Below are 25754 nucleotides of genomic sequence, written 5' to 3' on the forward strand. Positions count from 1 at the left end.
ATGACACGGCGATCCGTCCGGGGCTCGGTTTCTTATCACGCAGGAGAAGCAGCAGAGCTGAGCGTCGCCAACGACTATGAGCGGCGCGGGTTTTCGATTGCCCATCGCCGGTGGCGCGGGGCTGGAGGTGAAATCGACCTGATCGTGCGGAATGCGGACGGGATCGTCTTCGTCGAAGTTAAGAAAAGCACAAGCTTCGCGACCGCAGCGGCGCGGATCAGCCCCCGGCAAATCGACCGAATCTACGCGTCCGCCGCGCAGTTTCTCGAGCATGAACCAGGTGGGCAACTGACAAATGTGCGCTTTGACGCGGCGCTAGTCGATGGTTCTGGTGCGGTTGAAATTATCGAAAACGCCTTTGGTCACGGCTGATCGCCATTGAACCCGTCAGGTCTGTGCGCCATGTATCGGGCGTAGAACTGAGGGATACGCCATGAAGATCGCCTTTCAGATGGACCCGATCGGGGCCGTGGATATCAATGCCGACAGCTCGTTCCGTCTGGCCGAAGAAGCGCAGGCCCGTGGGCATGAGCTGTTTTTCTACGGGCCCGACCAGTTGGCCTATCAGGAGGGGCGGATTACAGCGCGCGGTCACGACATGACGGTGCAGCGTGTGCCGGGCGACCCAGCGGTGCTTGGCCCCGAGCGTGAGGTTGATCTGGCCGACTTTGATGTGGTCTGGCTGCGGCAGGATCCACCGTTTGACATGCATTACATCACATCGACCCATCTGTTGGATCGCCTGAAAGGGCAGGCGCTGGTGGTGAATGACCCGTTCTGGGTCAGGAACTATCCCGAGAAACTGCTGGTTTTGGACTTTCCTGATCTCACCCCACCCACGTCGATTGCGCGCGATCTGCAGACCATCAAGGCGTTCAAGGAGAAGCACGGGGATATCATCCTCAAGCCGCTCTATGGCAACGGCGGCGCCGGCGTGTTTCGGCTGGGGCCGGATGATCGCAATCTGACCTCCCTGCACGAGTTGTTCACCGGATTTTCCCGCGAGCCGCTGATCGTCCAGAAATTCCTGCCCGACGTGCGCAATGGCGACAAACGGGTGATTCTAGTTGATGGCGAGGCCGTGGGTGCCATCAACCGGGTCCCAGCCGAGGGTGAGACGCGCTCGAACATGCATGTGGGCGGGCGGCCCGAGAAGATTGGTCTGACCGACCGCGACATGGAGATATGCGCCGCCATTGGGCCACTACTGAAAGAGAAGGGCCAGATTTTCGTCGGCATCGACGTCATCGGCGACTACCTGACCGAGATCAACGTGACGTCCCCCACCGGCATTCAGGAGCTGGAACGGTTCAACGGCGAGAACATCGCCGAAAAAATCTGGCAAGCGATTGAGTCGAAGCTTTAACCGCCGACCTTGGCGCTGATGCGATAACTCAGGGCCTCGGCGACATGGGGGCGGCGGATGTCTGGTGCGCCTTCCAGATCAGCGATGGATCGTGCGACCCGCAGGATGCGGTGGAAAGCGCGGGCCGACAGGCCGAACCGTTCTGAGGCCTTCAAAAGCAGGTCTTTTCCTTCGGCGTCCGGGGCGGCGCAATCTTCCAGATACGTGCCTTCAAGGTCGGCGTTCTGCCGCGTGCCTGGCATGTCCCGGAACCTGTCGGCCTGCAGGGCGCGGGCGGCCTCGACCCGCGCGGCCACCGTGGCCGAGCTGTCGCCCGAGGGCGGCAGATCAAGGTCGGTGAAGCTGACCGGCGGCACTTCGATTCGCAGGTCGAACCGATCCATCAACGGCCCCGAGATCCGGCCCAGATAATCCTCGCCACAAACTGGCGCGCGGGAACAGGCGCGCGCAGGGTCGGTCAGGTAGCCGCATTTGCAGGGATTGGCCGCCGCCACCAGCATGAACCGGCAGGGATATTTGACGTGGGCGTTGGCGCGGGCGACCATGACCTCTCCGGTCTCGATGGGCTGGCGCAGGGTTTCCAGCACGGTGCGCGGGAATTCGGGGAATTCGTCCATGAACAGAACGCCGTTATGGGCCAGCGAAATCTCTCCGGGCTTTGCGCCCTTGCCGCCACCGACGATGGCGGCCATGGATGCGGTGTGGTGCGGTTCACGGAAGGGGCGGGCGCGGCTGATGCCGCCTTCGTCCAGCAAACCGCAGAGAGACTGGATCATCGAGGTCTCCAAGGCCTCGACCGGTGTCAGTGGCGGAAGGATGCCGGGCAGCCGGGCCGCCAGCATGGATTTGCCTGAACCGGGTGTGCCGATCATGATCAGGTGATGGCGGCCAGCGGCGGCGATTTCCAGCGCGCGTTTGGCGCGTTCCTGCCCTTTGACGTCGCGCAGGTCGCGCGCGGAGGCTGACAGGCTGACTTCGCCCGGTGTCGCGGCGGGCAGCGCGGATTGGCCGGTAAAGTGGCGGACCACGTCCCCCAGTGAGCCCGCGCCGATCACCTGTGTTGCGTCAACCCACGCGGCCTCGGCGCTGGAGGCAGCGGGGCAGAGCAACGCGCGGTCCTCTGCGGCGGCGGTCATGGCAGCTGGCAGGGCGCCGACGACCGGCACCAGCGATCCGTCCAGCGATAGCTCTCCCAACGCCACGGCCCCTTCGGCGGCGTCGGTTGGTATGATGTCCAGCGCGGACAGCAGGGCCACAGCGATGGGAAGGTCGAAATGGCTGCCCTCTTTCGGCAGGTCGGCGGGGGACAGGTTGATGGTGATCCGTTTCGACGGCAGGGCAATGGCCATCGAACTGAGCGCGCTGCGCACCCGGTCGCGCGCCTCGGACACGGCCTTGTCGGGCAGGCCGACGATCGAGAACGCCGGAAGGCCCGGTGAAACGGCGCATTGCACCTCGACCGGGCGGGCGTCTACGCCTTGAAAGGCTACGGTATGGGCGCGGGCGACCATGGCAATCCTGTTTCGTGGTTAACAGGACGTTGCTGCCATGGTTGCGGTTTAGGAATGGTTAACGTCTGCCACCATGGCGGTGAATTTTGGCCATGCCCCCGGGTCGGCCACGGTTTTGTCGCGGCAGAACGGGTTGCAGAAGCCCCAGATTTGGCCGTCGAGTTCGAGGTAGTCGGTGACGGGTTTGCCGGAATAGGGGCAGGTTGAGTTGACTGATGGACCCGAGGCGAGGGCCTTGGGCCGAGAGGTTCCGCCAACCGGCCAGTCCTGCACGGGCCCATTCTGCGGATAGGGAAACGGATCATACGAAACGGTCAGACCCATCGCGCGCCATTGCCGGACCGACAGGTCGGAGAGCAGCTCAAGACAATAGGCGCGGTTGGTGTCGGTCACCGGCAGGCCATAACCGATGATCCGCGCGGCGACCGGGGTGTAGAACACATCCGCCAGGGAATAGGCCCCGAATAGCGGGCCGGTTTCAGCGCCTGAGAGGGTTCGGGCGTGCGCCCAAAGGGTCTCGATTCGCTGCAGGTCAGACAGGGTTTCTGGAGAGGGCTGAAATCCTTGCCAGCATTGGCGCAGTTGCATCGGGCATTCGCCCCGCAGGGCTGAGAATCCCGCAACCATCTCGGCGCACAGCCAGCGGGCGGTCGCGCGGGCGGCGGGATCTGTGGGCCACAGCCCGGCTTCGGGGTGGCGCTCGGCGAGTGTTTCGGCCATGGCAAGGCTTTCGCCAACCACGGTTCCCTCTGGCAGCCGCAGCGCCGGGACGAGGCGGGCAGGGGCCAGCGGTTCCATATCCGCCGCCATCGTGCCGGAATAGAGGCCGATCATATGGGTGCGGTAGGGCAGGCCGAACTTCTCAAGCATAAGCCATCCGCGCATGGACCAACTGGAGAACAGGCGGTCGCCGATGAAAAGGTCATAGGTCATCCGCGAACGATGTCGGATGGCGCGGCCTTGGTAAATCAGAGATTTGTGCGCGGCCCCATCACGGTCGGTGATTGATCCGACCCACGGACCAGCGATCACCGTGATGGGTGATCTCGGTGACCGAGAGGTTGTCGATCCGGTGGCCAAACGCCTCTTGCGCGTCGACATTCAGAGCGCGCTGCACTTGCGTCAGGATCACGCCGAAGTGGGCCACGATGATCAGATCGTGGCCGGTATGGGCGGCAATCAGCGTATCGATGGCCGCATCAACCCGCGCCCGGACCTCATTCCAGCTTTCACCGTCGGGGGGGCGGACCTCGCCCGGATTGTCCCAATAGGCAAAGCACAGTTCGGGGTCTTCGGCCTCGATCTCTCTGAAGCCACGCAGCTCCCAGCTGCCGAAGTTGATCTCGCGCAGGTCTTCGCGGTGGGGCAGGCGTGTGCGCGGGCCTTGAATGGCGCTGGCGGTGTCGGCGGCGCGGACCAGGTCGGATGAGATCACGATGGCCTGCGTTGGCAGATGCGCGGACAGCCGGTCGAGCGCAGCGGTGTCGCTCAGGTCGGCGGGCAGGTCGGACCAGCCGACCATGGTTTTTGCATGGGTCGGCCCGTGCCGTACCAGATGCAGGCGGGTCACAGGGGGGCGCCTTTCAGGACCAAGGGCAACCCAGCAGTCACCTGCACCACACGGTCGGCCTGCGCGGCCAGCGCAATGTTCAGCCGCCCTTGCGCCTCGCGAAAGCGGCGCGACAGGACGTTGTCGGGCACGATCCCGTGGCCGACTTCGTTAGAGACAATGACGATCTGTGCCGCGCAGTCTTTCAGCGAGGCAAGCAACGCGGACCGGGCCCGCTCAAGATCATTTTCGGCCAGAAGGTGATTGGTCAGCCACATGGTGGCACAATCGATCAGGCAAACCTGATCTGATGTCAGCCTTGCCAGTTCGGGCGACAGATCAAACGGGGCCTCTATTGTCTCCCAACTGCTGCCTCTTTGTGCAATATGTTGCCTAACTTTCAGGCGCATCTCGTCATCAAAGACTTGTGATGTTGCCAGATAAACGCGGCTTTTCCCTGTTAAAACAGATAGTTGTTCAGCAAAAAGCGACTTGCCAGAAGCCGCGCCGCCCAGCACAAAGGTTAAATTAGGGTGCACTTTTATTACCTTTCTGGTGATCCACCCGGTTTTGCCCTGCGTATCGACCCTAAGTCGGCATGACAAGCCCGGCCAAAAGCCGGTGGAAAAGGGAGAGTTGCATGGCACTGGACAACGCACATGATTTTTCAATGTCCCGGCAGGCGATGAAGGCCGAACTGCTGGATGCCGAAACCGAGCTAAGGCTTGCCTATGCGTGGCGCGATGAACGAGATGAACAGGCGTTGCACCGTTTGATCACCGCATATATGCGGCTTGCGATTTCGATGGCGGCCAAGTTCAAGCGCTATGGCGCGCCGATGAATGATCTGATTCAAGAGGCCGGTCTGGGCCTGATGAAGGCTGCTGACAAATTCGATCCCGATCGCGGTGTAAGATTTTCGACCTATGCGGTCTGGTGGATCAAGGCCAGCATTCAGGATTATGTGATGCGGAACTGGTCCATGGTGCGCACCGGCTCGACATCGTCGCAGAAATCTCTGTTTTTCAACATGCGCCGGGTTCAGGCCCGGCTTGAGCGAGAAGCTGCGACCGAGGGTCAGGAGCTGGATCGCCATCAACTGCATCAGATGATTGCGTCTGAAATTGGTGTGCCGCTGCGCGATGTCGAGATGATGGAAGGCCGGCTGGCCGGGTCCGATTTCTCGCTGAATGCGGTGCAATCGACCGATGAAGACGGGCGCGAGTGGATTGATGCGCTGGAAGACGACCGCGAACAGGCGGCTGAAACCGTTGAACACAGCCACGACACCGAGCAACTGCGCGATTGGTTGGTGACCGCGATGCAGGCGCTGAACGATCGAGAGCGTTTCATCGTGCGCGAGCGCAAGCTGCGTGAACCGGCGCGCACCCTTGAAAGCTTGGGCCAAGAGCTTGGGCTCTCGAAAGAAAGGGTGCGTCAGCTTGAGGCCGCAGCCTTCATAAAGATGCGCAAGAACCTTGAAGCGCAATCGCGCGAGGTGCAACACTTCTTCGCATGAAACAAATTGCGATTTTCGTAGCGTGTGTGCTGTTCACGGTCTTACCTCGTGCCGGGTATTCGGCTGACCTGATCCCTCAGGATGTGCGCGAGGCTATGCAGGCCGCCGACGTCGTTATTCTTGGCGAAATCCACGATAACCCCCGTCACCACCTTGTCCAGAAAGAGGCGATCGAAGCCATCAACCCTTCGGGTGTGGTCTGGGAGATGGTGACAGAGGAAGGCGCGCAGCGATTGGCGCAAAAGGCGGCCACGAACCCCGAGGACTTGTCTCGCATTCTACGCTGGGCTGAATCCGGCTGGCCGCCGCTCAGCATGTATTACCCGGTTTTTCAGGCTTCGAACGCGCCGGTCTATGGGGCCATGGTCCCTCGTGCTGCAGCCCGTGCCGCGATGGAGCGTGGTGCTGCCACCGCGCTGGGCGCGGATGCTGCGCGCTATGGCTTGACCATTCCGCTGTCGCCCGAGGATCAGGCCGCGCGGGAAGCTGATCAGCTTGCAGCCCATTGTGACGCGCTGCCCGTAGAAGCTTTACCGCAGATGGTGGCGATCCAGAGGTTGCGCGATGCGGTGCTGACCCGCGCTATTCTGCGGGCGACCGATGAAACCGGCGGGCCGATTGCGGTGATCACGGGCAACGGCCATGCCCGCAAGGACCGCGGCATTCCAACTTTCCTTGCGCGGTTGCGTCCGGGCCTGAAGGTCTTTGTATTGGGGCAGTCCGAAGATGGGCTTATCAATGGTGAGTTTGACGCGGTGATCGACAGCCCGACCGTCGAGCGCGAGGACCCCTGCAAGGCCTTCGAGACTCAGAATTAACTGCTGGAACTGCCCGACCGCCTTGCCTAATGTCGGGGTCGACCGGGACGGGAAGGGCTAGAGATGCTGGCATCCAAACGCATTCTGCTGATTATCGGTGGCGGAATCGCTGCTTATAAGGCACTGGATCTGATCCGGCGTCTGCGCGAGCGTGGGGCAGCCGTCACGCCGGTTCTGACCCGCGCGGCTGAGGAGTTCGTGACGCCCCTTTCGGTGTCAGCGCTGGCCGGAGAAAAGGTCTATCGCGATCTGTTTGACCTGACGGATGAGGCCGAGATGGGGCATATCCAGCTGTCGCGCTCGGCCGATCTGATCGTGGTGGCTCCGGCGACGGCCGATCTGATGGGCAAGATGGCGGGGGGGCTGGCCAATGATCTGGCCTCGACCTTGCTGATGGCGACCGATACTCGGGTTCTGTGTGCGCCCGCGATGAATGTGCGGATGTGGGATCACCCGGCAATGCGGCGCAATCTGGCGCAGCTGCAGGCCGATGGCGTCCGCTTTGTCGGCCCGAATGAGGGCGACATGGCCTGTGGCGAATTCGGCCCGGGCCGCATGTCGGAACCGCTTGAGATTGTTGCAGCCATAGAGGCGCAGCTTGGCGACGGCCCCTTGAAGGGCAAGCGTATGCTGGTGACGTCTGGCCCGACCCATGAACCGATTGACCCTGTGCGCTATATCGCCAACCGGTCCTCGGGCGCGCAGGGCACAGCGGTGGCGCGGGCGCTGGCGGCGCTGGGCGCCGAGGTGGTTTTTGTTACCGGCCCAGCCGATGTTGCGCCGCCCGAAGGCGTGCAGGTTGTCGCGGTTGAGACCGCGCAAGAAATGTCCGATGCGGTCGAGGCTGCTTTGCCTGTCGATGCAGGTGTCTTTGCCGCAGCGGTGGCCGATTGGCGCGTGGCCACGGCCTCGGACAAGAAGCTGAAGAAAAGCCGCGACGGGTTACCGGCGCTGGAATTTGCCGAGAACCCGGACATCCTCAAACGCGTCGCCGGGATGCAGACGGGCCGCCCCGCGCTGGTGGTGGGTTTCGCGGCGGAAACGGACAATGTGATCGAACACGCCACTGCCAAACGCGCGCGCAAGGGGTGTGACTGGATCGTGGCCAATGATGTCAGCCCGGCAACAGGTATCATGGGCGGGTCCGAGAATGCGGTGATCCTGATCTCGGACGAAGGGGCCGAGGAATGGCCGCGCATGGGCAAGGACGCCGTGGCCGAACGACTGGCGCAGAAGATTGCTGCGGCCTTGGCAGGGTAGTTTCCGCAAAGAACGAGAGGTATCGGGATGGTTGCAATTCGTGTGATCCGCGAGGATGGGTCTGATCCGTCGATCCCGTTGCCCTCTTACGAAACATCGGGAGCTGCCGGGGCCGATGTGCGAGCCAACCTGCCGGGCAAGGCTTCGATCATGCTTGACCCCGGACAGCGGGTGTTGGTGCCCACGGGCCTGCGGATCGAAATACCGCAAGGGTTTGAGGTACAGGTGCGTCCACGCTCGGGTCTGGCGTTGAAGCATGGTATCACCCTGCCGAACACACCCGGCACCATCGACAGCGATTATCGCGGCCCGCTTGGGGTGATCGTGCTGAATGCTGGGCAGGATCCGTTCGAAATCACCCACGGAGAGCGCATCGCCCAACTTGTCGTCGCCCCCGTGGTGCAGGCCACTTTCGAGGCCACCGATGCCCTGTCCGAGACCGACCGGGGCGAGGGTGGCTTTGGTTCGACCGGGCGCGGCTGATGCTGCTGGTTCTGATCCTTGCCGCCGGGCTGTGGGGCGTGGGCTGGATGGCCGGTGTGTCGCGCAATGCGCGGATGGTGTCTATTGGCACTCTGCTGGCCGGGGTGATCGTTGCGCAACTGGTTTTGCCCGAAGGCAATCCCTTGCGTCAGGCAACTGGCGGCTCTGCAGCGATGTGGTTGATCCTTGCTGGCTCTGCGGTGCTGGTTCTGCTTTATGGTCGGGGCGTGAAAGCGCTGCGAAACCGAGCGGAAACCGCCGAGGCTAAGGAGCCCAAGATGCCCTCAGATCAGTTCACCGAGACCGAGCTGGAACGCTATGCCCGCCACATCGTCCTGCGCGAGCTGGGCGGGCCGGGGCAAAAGAAGATGAAACAGGCGCGGGTGCTGGTGATCGGCGCGGGCGGTCTGGGGGCTCCGGCGTTGCAATATCTGGCTGCGGCGGGCGTGGGCACGATCGGCGTGATCGACGATGACGAGGTCGAGAACGCCAACTTGCAGCGGCAGGTCATTCACCGCGATGCGGATATCGGGATGCCCAAGGTGTTTTCGGCCCAGCAGGCGATGGAAGCGCAGAACCCCAACGTGACTGTCCTGCCCTATCACCGGCGGCTGACCGAAGAGATCGCGGCAGACCTGTTTGCCGATTTCGATCTGATCCTCGACGGCACCGACAATTTCGACACCCGCTATCTGGCCAACCGGACCGCCGTCGCGCTGAACAAACCGCTGATCTCGGGCGCGCTGTCGCAATGGGAAGGGCAGCTGAGCGTTTTTGATCCCGCCAGCGGCGCACCCTGCTATCAATGCATCTTCCCCGAGGCCCCGGCCCCCGGTCTGGCCCCGTCCTGCGCCGAGGCGGGCGTGATTGGCCCTCTGCCCGGTGTTGTCGGCTCGATGATGGCGGTCGAGGCGATCAAGGTGATTTCGGGTGCGGGGCAGGCCCTTCGGGGTGAGATGTTGATCTACGATGCGCTTTATGGCGAAAGCCGCAAGATCACTTTGTCGCAGCGCGCCGATTGCCCCATCTGCGGTGCAGGCGCGTAATTTCATCGCGCGCACTGGACCCTTGCGGGTGGGTTTCCTAGGTAGAGACCAAAGGAGACCCGCATGACCAACCCGATCCTGTCCGACTGGACTACGCCCTTCGAACTCGCCCCGTTTGCTGAGATCTCAGACGGTGATTTCGCCCCTGCTTTGGAACAGGCACTGCAGGCGCATAACGCGCAGATCGACGCAATCGCGGCGAACCCCGAGGCACCCAGTTTCGCCAACACCATCGAGGCGCTGGAGGCCGCAGGCGAGCAGTTGGACAAGGTTCTGTCGGTGTTCTTCACGGTTGCAGGGGCGGACAGCAACCCCAAGCGGGAAGAGTTGCAGCGGGAGTTCTCTCCGAAACTTGCGGCGCATTTCGCGGGCATTTCATCGAACAAGGCGTTGTTTAAACGGGTGGCCGATCTGTGGGCGCGCAAGGGCGAGTTGGGCCTGACAGACGAGCAGGCGCGTGTGCTGATGCTGTCGCATCGCGGGTTCGTCCGCGCAGGCGCTGCGCTGGAAGGCGAGGCCGATGCGCGGATGCAAGAGATCAAGGCGCGGCTGGCCTCGCTGGGCACATCTTTCACCCAAAACCTGCTGGCCGATGAGCGGGACTGTTTCATGGACCTGACCGAGGATGACCTGCAGGGCCTGCCGGGTTTTGCGGTGGATGCCGCCCGCGCTGCGGGGCAGGAGAAGGGGGCGGATGGCCCCGTCGTGACCCTGTCGCGGTCGATCATCGTGCCGTTTCTGCAATTCTCGCCCCGTCGGGATTTGCGTGAAAAGGCTTATCGCGCGTGGACCGCGCGGGGGGCAAATGGCGGTGAGACCGACAACCGAGAGATTGCGGCTGAAATCCTGCGCCTGCGCGAGGAACGTGCCAATCTGCTGGGGTATGACAGTTTTGCCGACTACAAGCTTGAGACCGAGATGGCCCGCACACCGGATCGCGTGCGTGATCTGTTGATGGATGTGTGGCAGCCCGCCAAAACCCGCGCCAACGCAGATGCCGAGGTGCTGACCGCGATGATGCAAGAGGATGGCGTCAACGGCCCGCTGGAAGCGTGGGACTGGCGCTACTATGCCGAGAAACGCCGCAAGGCCGAACATGATCTCGATGAAGCCGCGCTGAAGCCATACCTGCAACTGGACCGCATGATCGAGGCCTCTTTTGCCTGCGCGGGCCGCCTGTTCGGGCTGGAGTTCGTGCCGCTGGACGTGCCGCTCTATCACCCCGATTGCCGTGCGTGGGAGGTGACACGCGACGGGCAGCATATCGCGGTGTTCATCGGCGATTACTTCGCGCGCGGCTCAAAACGCTCGGGCGCGTGGTGCAGCGCGATGCGCGGGCAGGCGAAGTTCCCGAAGGCGCAGGCTCCGGTCGTGATCAATGTCTGCAACTTTGCCAAGGGCGATCCGGCGCTGCTGTCTTATGACGACGCCCGCACCCTGTTTCACGAGTTCGGCCATGCGCTGCATCAGATGCTGTCCAACGTGACCTATGAAAGCATCTCGGGCACCTCGGTGGCGCGGGATTTCGTGGAACTGCCCAGCCAGCTTTACGAACACTGGTTGGAAGTGCCCGAGGTACTGGCCGAGTTCGCAACCCATGCCGAGACCGGCGCGCCGATGCCGCAAGAGATGTTGGACAAGGTGCTGCAGGCCGCCAATTTCGATCAGGGGTTCCAGACGGTCGAATATGTCGCCTCGGCCCTTGTCGATCTGGCCTTCCATGACGGGGCCGCACCCGCGGACCCGATGGCCAAGCAGGCAGAGGTTCTGGCCGATCTGGGAATGCCCTCGGCCATCGGAATGCGCCACGCGACGCCACATTTCGCCCATGTGTTTGCGGGCGACGGCTATAGCTCGGGATACTACAGCTATATGTGGTCCGAGGTCATGGATGCGGATGCGTTCGCAGCGTTCGAAGAAGCGGGCGGTGCGTTTGACCCCGAACGCGCCAAAGCGTTGGAGGACAACATTCTGTCAACCGGCGGTTCACGCGAGGCCGAGGACCTGTATCTGGCCTTCCGCGGGCGTCTGCCGGGGGTCGAAGCCCTGTTGAAAGGCCGCGGGCTGATCGCGGTCTAATAACCCAGATCACGGTCGACGAGGTGGAGAAAGGGCGCGCCCGCTTCACCTCGGCGAATATTCTCGCAAATGACCTGAGCGGCGGTCGCAGGCCGGGTCTCCGAGGCGATATGCGGCGTCACCGTCACGTTTGGCTGCGCCCAATAGGGATGCTCGGGCGGCAGGGGTTCGGTGCGGAACACATCCAGCGTGGCGTGGTCGACCTGTCCTGAATTCAGGGCTGCCAGCAGGGCATCATCATCAATCAAAGGCCCCCGGCCCGGGTTGATGATGCAGGCGCCTTTCGGCAGCAGGGCAAGCGTATCAGCATTCAGTATATTTGTGGTGGCCGCCGTGTCCGGCAACAACAGCACAAGGATTTCCGCCTGTGATAACGCGCCCCGCAGGCCATCTGCCCCATGCAGACAGGTCACGCCGGGAATGTCCTTGGCGGTGCGGCTCCAACCAATGACATCGAAATTCAACGCGGCCAGCGCCCGTGCCGCAGCCTCACCCAATTCGCCCAGACCCAGAATGCAGACCGTGCGCTGCGTGGCCAACGGTGGGGCGTCCGGCTCCCACGTCGTATCCTGCTGAGCGATATGGCGATCCATCCCAAGGTGATAGCGCAGCACGTGGCCCACCACCCATTCCGTCATGCCCTGTTTCAACCCACTATCCACCATCCGCGCCAGCGGAACGGTCAGGGTTTCATTGCCGGAAATGCTCTCGACCCCGGCCCAGAGGCTGAGCACGGCTTTCAGCCGCGTGAAGGGCGTGAAATCCCGCAACCCTCCGTTCGGGGCATAGACCACATAGTCGACCTGATCGGGCGGAATGTCGGTGGCCAGATGAAAGTCCAGCCCGGCCTCGGCCAGCCCTTTGCGCAGCAGCGGTTCATATTCCGGCCACAGCCCGGGGCGGGCGGAAAACAGGACGTTGACGGGCATGAAGGACCTTTCAGCGGGGGCGGTGAATATGGGCGCTTTGCACGATACCGAAGGCGGCCATCAGCACCAGCATGGCCGAGCCGCCATAGCTGACCATCGGCAGCGGCACACCTACGACCGGGGCCAGCCCCATGACCATCGACATATTGACCGCAAAGAACAGGAAGAAGTTCAGCGCAATGCCCAGCGTCACAAGGGACGAGAACCGATCCTTGGTCGCCAGCGCCGTGACCATGCAGAAGATCAGGATCAGACCATAGAGGATCAGCAGTGTGATGCCGCCGACAAAGCCGAATTCCTCGGCCAGGGTGGTGAAGATGAAATCGGTGTGTTTTTCCGGCAGGAAGTTCAGACGCGATTGGGTGCCCTGCATGAACCCGCGCCCGTTCCAGCCGCCGGACCCCAGCGCGATCTTAGATTGCGTAATGTGATAGCCTGCGCCTAACGGGTCGGTTGAGGGGTCTAGAAACGTATCAATCCGGCGGAACTGATAGTCCTTGAGCAGCTGCCATTCCGTCCCCCGGCTGTTGAACACCGTGGCAATCAGGCCAACCCCCGCCGCGATTACGGCGGCGAAATAGGCCCAATGGACGCCGGCCAGAAACATTAGCCCTCCGCCCGCGGCCAGCAGCAGGATCGAGGTGCCGAGGTCCGGTTGGCGCAACACCATGAAGGTGGGGATCAGGATCAGGATGACCGGGATAATCACCCACAGCGGGCGTGAGGTTTTATGCGCGGGCAGCCAGTCATAATAAGCGGCCAGCACCATGACGAGCGCCACTTTCATCACTTCGGAGGGTTGCAGGCGCATGAACCCAAGATCGATCCAGCGTTGCGCGCCCATGCCGATGGTGCCGAACAGTTCGACTATGACAAGCAAGCCGATTGACCCCAGATAGGCCACGACCGACATATTCCGCCAGAACCAGATCGGCACGAGCGCGATGATGAACATCACTGTCAGGCCCAGCCCGAACCGCTCCATCTGCGGCTCGGCCCATGGCGTCCACGATCCGCCCGCGACCGAGAACAACATCAGGAACCCGGCACTGGCTACGCTGATCAGCAGCAGCGTCAGCGGCCAGTTCATATAAAGGAACTTACGGAACCCCGATGGCGTGGATTTGACGGCATATTCAAGATAGCTCATGCGCGGTCCTTTGCGTCAGGACGCGCTTTGGGGCGGCGGTCGCCCTCAAGCCGTTTTTGTTGTTCCTTGATGCGCTCGCGATCAGCGGTCGGATAGGCCTCAAGCGGCGGTGTGCCGTTATAGAGCGCTTGCAGCATGATATCGCGCGCAACCGGCGCGGCGGCCTTGGACCCGCCGCCGCCATGTTCGACCACAACGGCGATGGCGTATTTCGGATTGTCATAGGGCGCGAAGCTGACGAACAGCGCGTGGTCGCGGCGTTCCCATGGCAGATCCTCGTTGCGGATCACACCTGCGGCGCGCTCGGCCTTGGTGATGTTGCGCACCTGACTGGTGCCGGTCTTGCCAGCCATGCGGAAATCATCGGCGATGATGCGGCTCCGATAAGCCGTCCCGCGCCGGTCGTTCGAGACAGACCACATCGCCTCGCGGATGTAGTTCAGATTTGCCGGGCTGATCTCAAGCGGCTCACCTGCACCGGTTGGCTGTTCGACCCCATCGATAGACCGGACCAGACGGGGCGTGACGGCGCGCCCGGTGGCGATCCTTGCCGTCATCACGGCCAGTTGCATCGGCGAGGCCAGCATGAAACCCTGCCCGATCGACGCGTTGGCCGTATCGCCGATCAGCCAATCCTCACCATGGGTGCGTTGTTTCCATTCCTGATTGGGGGCCAGCCCTGCACGCACGGCAGACATCGGGATGTCGTGCTTGATGCCCAGCCCGAGGGTGCGCGCCATCTCGGAGATTTTGTCGATGCCGACCTTGATCGCCACGTCATAGTAATAAACATCGCAGCTGCGCTTGAGCGAGGTGTTGAGGTCGACCATGCCGTGCCCGCCACGCTTCCAGCAGTGGAAGCGGCGGCTGCCGACCTTGAGGTGGCCGGGGCAATAGACGGTGTTGCCGGGACCAACGACACCGGCCTCAAGCGCGGCCAGCGCGGTGACCATCTTGAAGGTCGATCCGGGCGGATAAGTGCCCTGAACCGTCTTGTTGGCCAGCGGGCGGTACTTGTCCTGTGTCAGGATCTGATAATCCGCGACCGAAATACCGCGCACAAACAGGTTGGGGTCGAAACTCGGGGCCGAGGCCATCGCCCGCAGATCGCCGGTTTCGCAATCAATGACTACAGCGGCGGCGCTTTCTCCGGCAAGTCGTGCCTGAGCGTATTGCTGCAGGTCCGCGTCGACCGACAGTTGCAGATCCGCGCCGGGTTGGCCTTCCTGCCGGTCCAGTTCGCGCATGACGCGGCCGGTGGCGTTGACCTCGACCCGCTTTGAACCGGCCCGGCCGCGCAGGTCGATCTCTTGCTTGGCTTCCAGCCCGACCTTGCCGATCTGGAACCGGGGGATGCGCAGCACCGGTTCGGGGTCTTCGATCTGGCTGAGGTCATAGTCGCTGACCGGGCCGACATAGCCGACGATATGGGCGAAATCCTCATAGCGCGGGTATTGCCGGGTCTGGCCGACCTCGGGCGTGACGCCGGGCAGGGCCGGGGCGTTGACGGCGACCTTCGAGATGTCTTCCCATGTCACCTGATCGACCAGCGTGACTGGCAGGAACGGGGCCGAGCGGCGCATTTCGGTGCGCGCGCGCTCGATCTCATCTTCGTTCAGCGGGATCAGATCGGACAGTTTGGCGATGACCTTGTCGATATCACCGGCATCCTCGCGCACGATCACGATGCGGTAGGACGGCGAGTTCTGCCCGATGATCTGCCCGTTGCGATCGTAAATCCGCCCGCGCGTCGGCGGAATCAGACGAATATTGATGCGGTTTTCCTCGGCCAGCAGGCGGTATTCGTCGGCCTGATCGACCTGCATGAAGCGCATCCGCGCCGCCAGCCCGCCGATGAAGGCCGCCTGCAGCCCGCCCAGCACCAGCGCCCGGCGCGGCAGGCGTTTGTAGGCGAGGCCTTGGGATTTGGGCTTGCGCTGCTTCATGCCCGTGCCCCTGCGGTCGTGTTGTCAGCAACCGACTTGCGGCGCACGCCAAACGCGCTCTGGCTGAGCAGAACGATCAGCGGGTATATCGCAATTGTCAGAACCACCTGTATCACCACCGGCCCCAGCGCTGCCTGTTGCACGGACAGAATAGCAAGAATGACGCGGTTGAGCACAAAAACTGCCGTGATCACGGCGCCGACCGTGGTCCATTCGCTGACAAACCCGCTGTCGCGCATCCCCGGTGCTGCCGTGCGCAGGTACGAGGCCCCTATGACCACCAGCGCCGCCAGCAACCCCGGAGGCCGCTGCAACAGCAGATCGGCCATCAGCATCACAAAGGCAATCGCAAGGATCGGAACATATTCGGGGCGACGCAGCACCCAGGCATAGGTCAGCGCCATCAGGATGTCGGGAAACGGCCAGCGATCCGGTTTCGAATCCAGCGGCAGCAGGTGAAGAAACATCACTAACACCGCCAGCGCCAGATACAGCCCGCGTTTCATCCAGAGGTGCGAGGACGGCCTATCCATCTGTGGCCTCCGGTGCGGTCAGGGCGGCCTCGGGCTGGCGCGGGCCGACGATGCCACCGGGGTCGCGGATGGGCTGAGCCGACTGGAACCGCAGCACCCGCAGGAATTCAAGCCGCTCGAAATCCGCCGAGAGGCGCACCCGCAGTCGCCCGCCGGGGTCGACGGCGATCTGGCCGATTAGCAACCCTCCGGGGAAGACGCCGCCATCGCCCGAGGTCACAACCCTGTCACCGGGGCGTACCAGCTCACGGTTTTCCAGAAACTGCACCAGCGGCGAGGCGCTGTTATCCCCGGCAATCAGCGCGGTCTGCCCCGAGGGTTGGATGGTCGCCGGTATCGCGCTCGAGGCATCTGTCAGCAGGATCACCCGTGCCGTATCCGCGCCAACGCCCGAGATACGCCCGACCACACCGATCCCGTCCATCGTGGCCCAGCCGTCGACGATCCCGTCACGTTCCCCCACGTTCAACAACACCGATTGCCGGAACGGAGAGCCACTGTCCGCCATCACAACGCCCGTCACATAGGTCAGCCGGGGGTCGAGCCGCACATTGTTGAGGTCCAGCAGACGGGCGTTTTCCTGCTCCAGCTGCAGCGCGGCCTCTTTCCACGCGCGCATCAGGCGCAGCTCGCTGCGCAACTCCTGGTTCTGCTCGCTCAGGCGTTGGTAGCTTTGGAAGTCCCGCGCGAGGTTGACCGCAGCCGTGACCGGCACCATCGCCCATTCCATCGAGGGCACCACCTTGTCCACCACCTGCGCCCGGAACCGTTCCACACGCGGGCTGTCGATACGCCAGACCAGAAAGATCGCGAGCAGGCACAGCACCACAATCCCCAGCAGCAGACGACGCAAGGGGGTCGTGTATTCATCGCGTTGTGATCGGTCCTTTGCCACAGGTTACCTTCCCGTGCTGCTCTTGCCCGAATTCTCACGCCTTCAGGGTGCGCGCCTTAGCTGTCGTAGTCAATCGCGTGGCGCAGCTGTTTTTCGTATTCCAGCGCCTTACCGGTGCCCAAAGCCACACAGTTCAGGCTTTCGTCAGCAATCGATACAGCCAGACCGGTCTGTTCGCGCAGCGCCAGATCCAGATCGCCCAGCAACGCGCCACCTCCGGTCAGCATAACGCCCCGGTCGACGATATCGGCGGCCAGATCGGGCGGCGTGGTCTCCAGCGCGGTCATCACCGCCTCACAGATCGCCTGCACGGGTTCTGACAACGCCTCGGCCACCTGAGCCTGACTGATCTCGATTTCCTTGGGCACGCCGTTCAGCAAATCGCGCCCGCGGATGTGCATCGACTGGCCCCGGCCATCGTCGGGCATACGGGCTGTACCGATGGTGGTCTTGATGCGTTCGGCGGTGGATTCACCGACCAGCAGGTTCTGCTGACGGCGTAGGTATGAGATGATGGCCTCGTCCATCCGGTCTCCACCCACACGAACCGAACGGGCATAAACGATGTCGCCCAGCGACAGAACCGCCACCTCGGTCGTGCCGCCGCCGATATCAACGACCATGTTACCGGTCGGATCGGTGATCGGCATGCCTGCCCCAATCGCGGCCGCAATCGGCTCGGCAATCAGGCCCGCGCGGCGGGCACCAGCCGAGAGAACCGACTGGCGGATCGCGCGTTTTTCAACCGGTGTCGCACCATGAGGGACGCAGACAATGATTTTTGGTTTCGAGAAGGTCGAGCGTTTATGCACCTTGCGGATGAAGTGCTTGATCATCTCTTCGGCAGTGTCAAAGTCAGCGATCACGCCTTCGCGCATCGGACGGATCGCCTCGATCGAGCCGGGCGTTCGGCCCAGCATCAGCTTCGCGTCCTCGCCCACGGCCAGGACCTTTTTGACGCCATCCTTGACGTGATAGGCCACAACCGACGGTTCAGACAGGATCACACCGCGCCCCTTGACATAGACCAGCGTGTTCGCTGTCCCAAGGTCAATTGCCATATCCGCTGAGAACAGGCCGCCCAGATTGCCAAAGATGCCCATATTTTTACTGATCCCGTTTGTCAGAATTTCCACTGCCCGCGACTCGACGGTTCCGGGACGGATGCCTTATAGGGTGCCATCTCGCCCGGTTAAAGGGCTGATTCCGCGACAATCAGCACCTTTCCGCCTTATTGATAGGGACTTTAGAAGGCAAAATGCTCTCATATCAACACATTTACCACGCCGGGAATCTGGCTGATGTACAAAAGCACGCTTTATTGGCGTGGGTGCTTGGGTATCTGACCCGTAAAGACAAACCGATCACCTATATCGAGACGCATTCCGGGCGCGGTCTGTATCGCCTTGATGCAGCCGAGGCCGTGCGCACCGGCGAAGCGGCCGCCGGGATCGCGCGGGTGCAGCGCGAGGGGTGGTTTGGCGCGGGTCATCCGATGGCGCGCGTGTTGGAGGAGGTACAGAGCCGTCACGGCGCGGTGTCCTACCCGGGCTCACCGCTGATTGCGGCCAATCTGCTGCGCGCGCAGGACAGCCTGCATTTTGCCGAGTTGCACCCGCAGGAACACGCGGCGCTTTCGCTGGCGCTGTCGCCCTATGGTGCGAAGGTCTACCAGCAGGACGGTTTTGAGCTGGCGCAGTCCCTGCTGCCGCCGACGCCGCGGCGGGGGATGGTGCTGATCGATCCCAGCTATGAGGTGAAGACGGATTACGAGCGCATTCCGGGGGTGATCGCCAAGCTGCATCGCAAATGGAATGTTGGGGTGATCGCGCTTTGGTATCCGATCCTGACGGATGGACGGCACAGGCCCATGATCTCGGCCTTGAAATCAGCGGGTTATCCCAAGGCGACCTGCCATGAGGTGAGGTTCCCTCCGGCGCGCGAGGGGCATCGGATGGTGGGTTCGGGTATGTTCGTGCTGAACGCGCCCTTTGGGATTGAAGACGAGATGGGCCGCCTTTCGGGTTTGTTTGAAAAACTCTGAGCAGGTGCCAAACGGCCAGAGATGCTCCCGCCCCGTTTGCCAGCATCAAAGATGCCGCCAAACGCGTTGGGCAGCGCGCGCGCTGCCGGGCCCAAAACCGCAAGGGGGTTCGGCGCAGCCGGGCACCCGCGGGTGCGGGAGCCTTTCCCCTTTGATCAGGTCAGGTCTTTGTAGCTGATCTCGCGCGCATCGGCACCGGGCCCTGCCTTTTCACGGCGCATGATCAGGCGGTTCAGCGCGTGGATATAAGCCTTGGCCGAGGCCACAACCGTGTCGGTATTGGCCGACTGGCCGGTGGCGATCATGCCATCCTCTTCCAGACGCACCGAGACAGTGGCTTGCGCGTCCGTCCCCTCGGTCACCGCATGTACCTGGTACAGCTGCAGATGTGCCTTGTTCGGATAAATCGCACGGATCGCCTTGAAGGTTGCATCCACGGGCCCGTCGCCATGTTCGGTGGCAATGATATCCTTGCCGTCCATTTCCAGCTCAAGTGTCGCCTCGGCCTGACCGCCGGTGCCGCAGGTCACTTTCATCGAGACGAGCTGCAGATAGTCGTCATGCTCATCCATGGTCATCAATGCGATCAGGTCGTCGTCGAACACCTCTTTCTTGCGGTCGGCCAGATCCTTGAACCGAACGAAGATGTCTTTGAGCTGGTTGTCACCCACATCAAAGCCCAACGTCTCGAGCTTGTCGCGCAGCGCGGCGCGGCCCGAGTGTTTGCCCAAGGGCAGAGAGGTGCCGGAGAGGCCGATATCCTCGGGGCGCATGATCTCGAAGTTTTCGCGGTTCTTCAGCATGCCATCCTGATGGATGCCGCTTTCATGGGCAAAGGCGTTCTTGCCGACGATGGCTTTGTTGAACTGCACGTTGAAGCCCGACACGGTCGCCACGCGGCGCGAGATATGCATAATCTTGGTGGTGTCGATGCCCGTGTGCCAGGGCATGATGTCGTTGCGGGTGCGCAGCGCCATCACGACCTCTTCCAAAGCCGTGTTGCCCGCGCGTTCGCCCAGACCGTTGATGGTGCATTCGATCTGACGCGCACCGCCTGCAACAGCGGCCAGAGAGTTCGCGGTCGCCATGCCAAGGTCGTTGTGACAGTGAGTGGCAAAGATCACCTCATCCGCGCCCGGTACGGTCTCAATCAGGCGTTTGATCAGGTCGGCAGACTCGACAGGGGCGGTGTAGCCCACCGTGTCGGGGATGTTGATCGTGGTCGCGCCTGCTTTGATCGCGATCTCGATCACACGGCACAGATAGTCCCACTCGGTCCGCGTTGCATCCATCGGCGACCATTGCACGTTTTCACACAGGTTGCGTGCGTGGCTGACCGTTTCGTGGATCTTCTCGGCCATCTCGTCCTGCGTCAGGTTCGGGATCGCACGGTGCAGGGGGGATGTGCCGATGAAAGTGTGAATGCGGTTCTGCCGCGCGTGTTTCACAGCCTCCCAGCAGCGGTCGATATCGGCGAAGTTGGCGCGGGCAAGCCCACAGATACGGCTGTTCTTTGATCGCTCGGCAATCTCAGAGACGGCCTTGAAATCTCCCTCGGATGCGATGGGGAAACCGGCTTCGATAATGTCGACGCCCATTTCGTCCAGCAGTTCGGCAATCTCGAGCTTTTCGTCATGGGTCATGGTTGCGCCGGGGCTCTGCTCGCCGTCGCGCAAAGTGGTATCGAAGATCAAGACGCGGTCTTGGTCGGTCACATTGGTCATGGGGTACTCTTTCTTCTTCTGTCCTAAAGCCTATGGCGCGCGGGCGTCCTCCTCTGAGCGGGCGCGCCGGATGGCACGCTCAGAGGCGGATTAGGATCAGTAGGCCACGCAGCGACGCACCGCGAAGGGCGGTGTCGGCGACAAGGATATCTGCGCGGTTGATCATGAGGATGAGGTTATACAGCGCATGGCGCGATTGAAAAGAACGAAATTCAGATGAGATGAATTTTGGATGCGCGGTTGATGGTCTGGGATTTCCGTCTAGGTCCCGCAGCATGGAAAATGCATTGATTATCGGCGCGTCCGGCGGGATCGGCCAGGCCCTGAGCACGCGACTGCAACAGCAAGGCGTTGAGGTGACCCGTCTGTCACGCTCGGCAGATGGGTTCGATCTGACCCGGCCCGATGTGGTCGAGCGTCAATTGTCCGCCCTTAAGGGCCCATACGACCTGATCATGGTTGCCTCGGGTGCGTTAGAGATCAACGGCGCGGCGCCCGAGAAATCCATGCGCAGCGTGACGGGGCAGGCGATGATGGATCAGTTTGCGTTGAACGCAGTTGGCCCGGCGCTGGTGCTGGGCCACGCGCACCGCTTACTGCCACGGGATCGCCCCGCGACCATTGCGGTGCTTTCGGCGCGGGTGGGCTCGATCGGAGACAATCGGCTGGGCGGTTGGGTCAGCTATCGCGCAGCGAAGGCTGCGGTGAACCAGGTTGTCCATACGGCCGCGATCGAGCTTGCGCGCACGCACAAAGAAGCCGTTTGTGTTGCTCTGCACCCTGGAACGGTCAAAACCGCCTTTACCGAGAAATATCTTGGCAGACACCCGGCGGTCGAGCCTGCGGTCGCCGCCACCAATCTGCTGGGGGTAATCAATGGTCTTGCCCCGGCAGATTCTGGCGGGTTCTATGATTGGGCCGGTAAACCGATCCCCTGGTAGGCTTAGTTAGCCGTCATTTGTATCCGTGTTGGCGGTATCGGCTGCAGGATCCGCTGCATCTGGCTCGGCCGCAGAAGGGGCAGGGTCTGACGTGGCCTCGGCTTCGCTTGCCAGCGTGTCATTTGCCCAGACGCCTGTTTCCACCTCACCTCCTGCGTAGCGCATAGTGCCGTCGCCATGGCGCTTATTCTCAAGAAAATGGCCTTCATAGACATCGCCGGTTTCGTAAGTCGCCGTGCCGAAGCCGGTGATCTTGCCATCTACCCAAGCACCAGTATAGCTGAACCCGCCGGGCCGCGTGAATGTCCCCTGACCTTGACGCTTGCCGTCTTCAAAATCGCCTTCATAGGTGGTGCCATCGGGGAATGTCGCTTTGCCCGTTCCATGCCGGACACCATCCACCCAGTCGCCGTCATAGCGATAGCCGTTGGCAAATGTCAGCACGCCCTTGCCGTGGCTGCGCGCGTTCCTGAACTGGCCTTTGTAGACGGTCCCATTGGGGTAGGTCGCAGTGCCTGACCCCTCAAAAATACCGGCAACCCATTCGCCATCATAAACTGTGCCATTTGGATAGGTGGTGCGGCCCGTTCCGTGCGGCAGATCATCCTGGAAGTCACCAATATAGACCGAGCCGTCGGCATAGGTCACTTCGCCCAGGCCCTGAATCTGACCGTTCTGCCATTCGCCGGAATACCGAAACCCGTCGGTTCCCGTGAATGTGCCCTGCCCATTGCGCATGTCGTCGGCGAAATTGCCCTCGTAAACCGCGCCATTGGCATGAGTAACCTTGCCAACGCCCTGACGCCTGCCATCAGCCAGAACGCCTTCGTAAACATCACCATTGGCATAGACCAGACGACCGGTTCCGGTCATCGTATCCTCTACCCATTCGCCGGTATAGGTGAACCCGTCAGCCATGTTCTGCGCACCGGTGCCGTGGCGTTTGCCGTCTTTCACGCCGCCTTCATAGGTACTGCCGTCGGCATAGGTGATCTTGGCGGTGCCTTCTTTACTGCCCTGCACCCAGTCCCCGTCATAGACATAGCCGTCGGGTCCGGTCAGAACGCCCTTGCCGTGGCGTTTGGCGTTTTCAAAGCCACCCTCGTACCGCATACCGTTGGTGTATTCGGCCACACCCATTCCATTGATCGCACCGGCTGACCACTCACCTTCATAAGTGCGTCCGTCCGCATAGGTAATCTTGCCGCGCCCGTCCGGGCGGCCTTTGACAAAGCTGCCCTCGTAAACCGCGCCATTTGCATAGCGCGCCGTTCCTTGGCCCTGAATCTCGCCCTCGACCCACTCGCCTGCATATTCGAACCCGCTTGGGAGACGGTAAGTGCCGGTCCCATGCCTCAGCCCGTTCTGGAAGGTCCCTTCATAGACGCCGCCCACATCGTCATCTGCAATGATCACCTGACCATCTTGCTGGGCTGCAGCGACCTGCGCCACGAGGGTAAGTACTGTTGCGGCGATAGAGGTGCGGATTGCGTTCATCGGTGTACCTGCCTGCGGGGGAGCTGAAGTGTTCTTTCGCCGCAAAACTAAGATACCGCCAAGGACAGGGCAACGGCTTTTGCCGCATTTGCCTTTTACTCGCGCTGTGATCTGCTAAATCCCTGAAAGACTGACGAAGGCAAGAGGGCAAAATGGCCGATCGTTTCCGTATCACGCTGGCGCAGCTGAACCCGACCGTGGGCGACATAGACGGCAATGCCGCCAAGGCTGCCGCCGCATGGGCCGAAGGTCGCGACGCGCAGGCCGATCTGGTGGCACTGCCCGAAATGTTCATCACCGGCTACAACACGCAGGATCTGGTGCGGAAACCGATGTTTCACCGGGCGGCGATGGCGGCTGTTGAAGCGCTGGCCGAACGATGCGCCGAAGGTCCCGCTCTGGCCATCGGGGGGCCATGGTTTGAGGATGACAAGCTTTACAACGCCTATCTGATCCTGAAAGGCGGACGGATCGTCAGCAAGGTTCTGAAACACCATCTGCCCAATGAAACCGTCTTTGACGAAGTGCGTCTTTATGATGCTGGCCCGATGGGCGGTCCCTATGCGGTGGGCAATATCCGTATTGGCAGCCCGATCTGCGAGGATGGCTGGCATGAGGACGTTGCCGAGACGCTGGAAGAGACGGGGGCCGAGTTCCTGCTGATCCCCAATGGCTCACCCTATTTCCGCGACAAATACGATATCCGGTTGAACCACATGGTCTCGCGCGTGGTCGAAACGGGGCTGCCCTTGATTTATCTGAACATGGTCGGCGGGCAGGATGATCAGGTCTTTGACGGTGCCACCTTTGGTCTGAACCCGGGCGGAGAGCTGGCGTTTCGGATGCCAGTTTTTGACGAGACGGTGCAGCATGTCGACCTGCTGCGCGGCGAGGATGGCTGGCGGATCGCGCCCGGCGAGGTGGTGCCCCAACCCGACGCATGGGAGCAGGACTATCGCGCCATGGTGCTGTCCTTGCGTGACTATATGCGCAAGACCGGATTCAAGAAGGTCGTTCTGGGCCTGTCTGGCGGCGTCGATTCGGCGCTGGTGGCGACGATTGCCGTGGATGCCATCGGCGCCGGGAATGTGCGCTGTGTGATGCTGCCGTCGGAATACACCAGCCAAAGTTCTCTGGATGATGCCGAGGCCGTCGCCAAGGCGCTGGGCGTGCATTGTGACTTTGTGCCGATCTCACAGGGGCGGGCTGCGGTGACCGACACGCTGGCCCCTCTGTTCGAGGGGCGTGATGAGGACCTGACCGAGGAGAACATCCAATCCCGTCTGCGTGGGCTGCTGCTGATGGCGATCTCGAACAAGTTTGGTGAGATGCTGCTGACCACGGGCAACAAATCCGAGATCGCGGTGGGCTATGCCACGATCTACGGTGATATGAACGGTGGCTATAATCCGATCAAAGACCTCTACAAAACGCGCGTGTTCGAGACCTGCCGCTGGCGCAATGCCAATCATCGCGACTGGATGATGGGGCCAGAGGGCGAGGTCATCCGCCCGTCCGTCATCGACAAGCCACCCAGTGCTGAGTTGCGTGAGGATCAGAAAGACAGCGACAGCCTGCCGGATTACCCGGTGCTGGATGCGCTGCTGGACATTCTGGTGGATCAGGACGGTTCGGTTGCGGATTGCGTTGCCGCCGGGTTCGACAAGGCCGAGGCAGAGCGGGTCGAGCATCTGATCTATATCAGCGAATACAAACGGTTCCAGTCGGCACCGGGTACGCGACTTACGCCGCGCGCCTTCTGGCTGGATCGCCGCTATCCCATCGTGAATCGCTGGCGTGACCGCAGCTGAGGCCGTATCTGAGGGGATTGTTTACCAATTTCCTACAATAGCCGCATTGGACCAGAATTATGCAGTAAATACTGTGCGCTACGGGACATGGACCCGTGTTTATCTTGATTCCTGGCCCACTTTTCGCCACATTTGAGACAGGGGTTTGCCACAAGTGCGGCAAGCATGACGCAATCTGATGGTTTGGTCTGTGTTAGGGGGCCAATGCCGGGGTTGTCGAACTGGGGCAAAGCATCCGTGTTTGGGATGTTCGTAAAGGTATTGGTGTTAATATGGACTATTGGTACGACAAGCCGCTTCACGCGCCGATGCAATTGAGACCGATGGAATCCGCGCCCTGCGAGCTGGATGAAGAAGCGCTGGACGCCTCAATTGCCGATCTTTTGAAGCAGGAAAATCCCGCACCTGCGGTCGAGACACAGCCGGCGCGCGCCGAGTTTCCGGCGCTGCAGCCGCAAGAATCCACGGCTGCGCAGGAAGACGCTGGGCTTGGTTCTGCCCTGCGCCAGAAATGGGCGCAGCTGTCCGGCGCGGCCTGAAGATTCCGGCCTGAACATAGGCCAATGACCCGCGCTTTGGCCGATTGGCCACAGGTTGGCGCAAACCCATGGGTGCGCGCCTGTTCCAAGTTGTCAGCAGAGGTTTTCTGAGGC

The 25754-nt window shown here is 61.9% G+C and carries 24 protein-coding genes; 12 read left to right on the forward strand and 12 right to left on the reverse strand.

The genetic code is table 11. The features are described from left to right. Together ACR3EN_RS07655 and gshB are read left to right on the forward strand one after the other, a co-directional pair. Positions 1-372 carry a YraN family protein gene (locus tag ACR3EN_RS07655; protein ID WP_480732976.1) on the forward strand — a complete coding sequence of 124 codons (372 nt, stop codon included), beginning with the start codon at positions 1-3 and terminating at the stop codon, positions 370-372. A 61-nt stretch (positions 373-433) separates the two neighbouring features. Further along, the gene (gene gshB / locus ACR3EN_RS07660) at positions 434-1366 is read left to right on the forward strand and encodes a glutathione synthase (RefSeq protein ID WP_480823643.1); all 933 of its coding nucleotides are present in this window, start codon (positions 434-436) and stop codon (positions 1364-1366) included. Here gshB and ACR3EN_RS07665 read toward each other — a convergent pair. Genes ACR3EN_RS07665 through cobU form a run of 4 tightly spaced genes read right to left on the reverse strand, consistent with a single transcriptional unit; the run spans position 1363 to position 4965 of the window. Next, the gene (locus tag ACR3EN_RS07665) at positions 1363-2877 is read right to left on the reverse strand and encodes a YifB family Mg chelatase-like AAA ATPase (protein WP_480823644.1); all 1515 of its coding nucleotides are present in this window, start codon (positions 2875-2877) and stop codon (positions 1363-1365) included. The genes gshB and ACR3EN_RS07665 overlap by 4 nt on opposite strands. A 48-nt stretch (positions 2878-2925) precedes the next feature. Further along, a complete protein-coding gene (locus ACR3EN_RS07670) occupies positions 2926-3810 on the reverse strand; it encodes a glutathione S-transferase N-terminal domain-containing protein (protein ID WP_480823646.1) in 885 nt (294 codons plus the stop codon). Between the two features lie 58 nt (positions 3811-3868). Beyond that, positions 3869-4447: a histidine phosphatase family protein gene (locus ACR3EN_RS07675; RefSeq protein WP_480823648.1), complete on the reverse strand. Its 579-nt coding sequence runs from the start codon at positions 4445-4447 to the stop codon at positions 3869-3871. Then, positions 4444-4965, reverse strand: a complete 522-nt coding sequence (gene cobU, locus ACR3EN_RS07680) for a bifunctional adenosylcobinamide kinase/adenosylcobinamide-phosphate guanylyltransferase (protein WP_480823690.1) — start codon at positions 4963-4965, stop codon at positions 4444-4446. The genes ACR3EN_RS07675 and cobU overlap by 4 nt, the downstream gene beginning before the upstream one ends. A 101-nt stretch (positions 4966-5066) precedes the next feature. Between cobU and ACR3EN_RS07685 the strand changes: the two genes are divergently transcribed. From ACR3EN_RS07685 to ACR3EN_RS07710, 6 genes are all read left to right on the forward strand, one after another. Continuing rightward, on the forward strand, positions 5067-5945 hold the full coding sequence (locus ACR3EN_RS07685; protein ID WP_480823650.1) for an RNA polymerase factor sigma-32: 879 nt from the start codon (positions 5067-5069) through the stop codon (positions 5943-5945). Further along, entirely contained in the window at positions 5942-6763 is an 822-nt protein-coding gene (locus ACR3EN_RS07690) for a ChaN family lipoprotein (RefSeq protein WP_480823652.1), read from the forward strand. Before ACR3EN_RS07685 ends, ACR3EN_RS07690 begins: the two co-directional genes overlap by 4 nt. 63 nt (positions 6764-6826) lie before the next feature. Further along, entirely contained in the window at positions 6827-8023 is a 1197-nt protein-coding gene (gene coaBC / locus ACR3EN_RS07695) for a bifunctional phosphopantothenoylcysteine decarboxylase/phosphopantothenate--cysteine ligase CoaBC (RefSeq protein WP_480870786.1), read from the forward strand. A gap of 27 nt (positions 8024-8050) precedes the next feature. Continuing rightward, positions 8051-8506 (forward strand): dUTP diphosphatase, encoded by a 456-nt coding sequence (gene dut, locus ACR3EN_RS07700; RefSeq protein WP_480823656.1) that lies wholly within the window; start codon positions 8051-8053, stop codon positions 8504-8506. Next, complete coding sequence (locus ACR3EN_RS07705; RefSeq protein WP_480823658.1) at positions 8506-9552, forward strand: HesA/MoeB/ThiF family protein; 1047 nt, start codon at positions 8506-8508, stop codon at positions 9550-9552. The genes dut and ACR3EN_RS07705 overlap by 1 nt, the downstream gene beginning before the upstream one ends. Positions 9553-9615: 63 nt before the next feature. Further along, positions 9616-11631, forward strand: a complete 2016-nt coding sequence (locus ACR3EN_RS07710) for a M3 family metallopeptidase (RefSeq protein WP_480823660.1) — start codon at positions 9616-9618, stop codon at positions 11629-11631. On the opposite strand, the gene ACR3EN_RS07715 is transcribed toward ACR3EN_RS07710, so the two are convergent. The 6 genes from ACR3EN_RS07715 to ACR3EN_RS07740 are packed head-to-tail and all read right to left on the reverse strand — an operon-like array spanning position 11628 to position 18187. Beyond that, positions 11628-12560 (reverse strand): 2-hydroxyacid dehydrogenase, encoded by a 933-nt coding sequence (locus ACR3EN_RS07715; RefSeq protein WP_480823662.1) that lies wholly within the window; start codon positions 12558-12560, stop codon positions 11628-11630. The genes ACR3EN_RS07710 and ACR3EN_RS07715 overlap by 4 nt on opposite strands. A gap of 10 nt (positions 12561-12570) precedes the next feature. Further along, positions 12571-13710: a rod shape-determining protein RodA gene (rodA, locus tag ACR3EN_RS07720; protein WP_480823664.1), complete on the reverse strand. Its 1140-nt coding sequence runs from the start codon at positions 13708-13710 to the stop codon at positions 12571-12573. Next, positions 13707-15656 carry a penicillin-binding protein 2 gene (gene mrdA / locus ACR3EN_RS07725; RefSeq protein ID WP_480823666.1) on the reverse strand — a complete coding sequence of 650 codons (1950 nt, stop codon included), beginning with the start codon at positions 15654-15656 and terminating at the stop codon, positions 13707-13709. Before mrdA ends, rodA begins: the two co-directional genes overlap by 4 nt. Then, entirely contained in the window at positions 15653-16189 is a 537-nt protein-coding gene (locus ACR3EN_RS07730) for a rod shape-determining protein MreD (protein WP_480823668.1), read from the reverse strand. The genes mrdA and ACR3EN_RS07730 overlap by 4 nt, the downstream gene beginning before the upstream one ends. After that, positions 16182-17084 (reverse strand): rod shape-determining protein MreC, encoded by a 903-nt coding sequence (gene mreC / locus ACR3EN_RS07735; RefSeq protein WP_480823670.1) that lies wholly within the window; start codon positions 17082-17084, stop codon positions 16182-16184. The genes ACR3EN_RS07730 and mreC overlap by 8 nt, the downstream gene beginning before the upstream one ends. A gap of 56 nt (positions 17085-17140) precedes the next feature. Continuing rightward, complete coding sequence (locus tag ACR3EN_RS07740; RefSeq protein ID WP_480808446.1) at positions 17141-18187, reverse strand: rod shape-determining protein; 1047 nt, start codon at positions 18185-18187, stop codon at positions 17141-17143. Positions 18188-18342: 155 nt separating this feature from the next. Here ACR3EN_RS07740 and ACR3EN_RS07745 point away from each other — a divergent pair, with 155 nt between their 5' ends. Then, on the forward strand, positions 18343-19128 hold the full coding sequence (locus ACR3EN_RS07745; RefSeq protein ID WP_480823672.1) for a 23S rRNA (adenine(2030)-N(6))-methyltransferase RlmJ: 786 nt from the start codon (positions 18343-18345) through the stop codon (positions 19126-19128). A 155-nt stretch (positions 19129-19283) separates the two neighbouring features. On the opposite strand, the gene ACR3EN_RS07750 is transcribed toward ACR3EN_RS07745, so the two are convergent. After that, complete coding sequence (locus ACR3EN_RS07750; protein WP_480825831.1) at positions 19284-20852, reverse strand: 2-isopropylmalate synthase; 1569 nt, start codon at positions 20850-20852, stop codon at positions 19284-19286. A 275-nt stretch (positions 20853-21127) separates the two neighbouring features. On the opposite strand from ACR3EN_RS07750, the gene ACR3EN_RS07755 reads away from it, so the two are divergent. After that, on the forward strand, positions 21128-21793 hold the full coding sequence (locus ACR3EN_RS07755) for an SDR family NAD(P)-dependent oxidoreductase (RefSeq protein WP_480825833.1): 666 nt from the start codon (positions 21128-21130) through the stop codon (positions 21791-21793). A 6-nt stretch (positions 21794-21799) separates the two neighbouring features. Here the strand turns inward: ACR3EN_RS07755 and ACR3EN_RS07760 are convergent, their stop codons facing one another. Further along, positions 21800-23290: an MORN repeat-containing protein gene (locus ACR3EN_RS07760; RefSeq protein WP_480825835.1), complete on the reverse strand. Its 1491-nt coding sequence runs from the start codon at positions 23288-23290 to the stop codon at positions 21800-21802. Between the two features lie 152 nt (positions 23291-23442). On the opposite strand from ACR3EN_RS07760, the gene ACR3EN_RS07765 reads away from it, so the two are divergent. Then, the gene (locus tag ACR3EN_RS07765; protein ID WP_480871205.1) at positions 23443-25101 is read left to right on the forward strand and encodes an NAD+ synthase; all 1659 of its coding nucleotides are present in this window, start codon (positions 23443-23445) and stop codon (positions 25099-25101) included. Positions 25102-25373: 272 nt separating this feature from the next. Next, positions 25374-25640 (forward strand): hypothetical protein, encoded by a 267-nt coding sequence (locus ACR3EN_RS07770; RefSeq protein ID WP_480825839.1) that lies wholly within the window; start codon positions 25374-25376, stop codon positions 25638-25640. The last annotated feature ends 114 nt before the right edge of the window (positions 25641-25754 follow it).

Source organism: Ruegeria sp. G7, assembly GCF_056535465.1.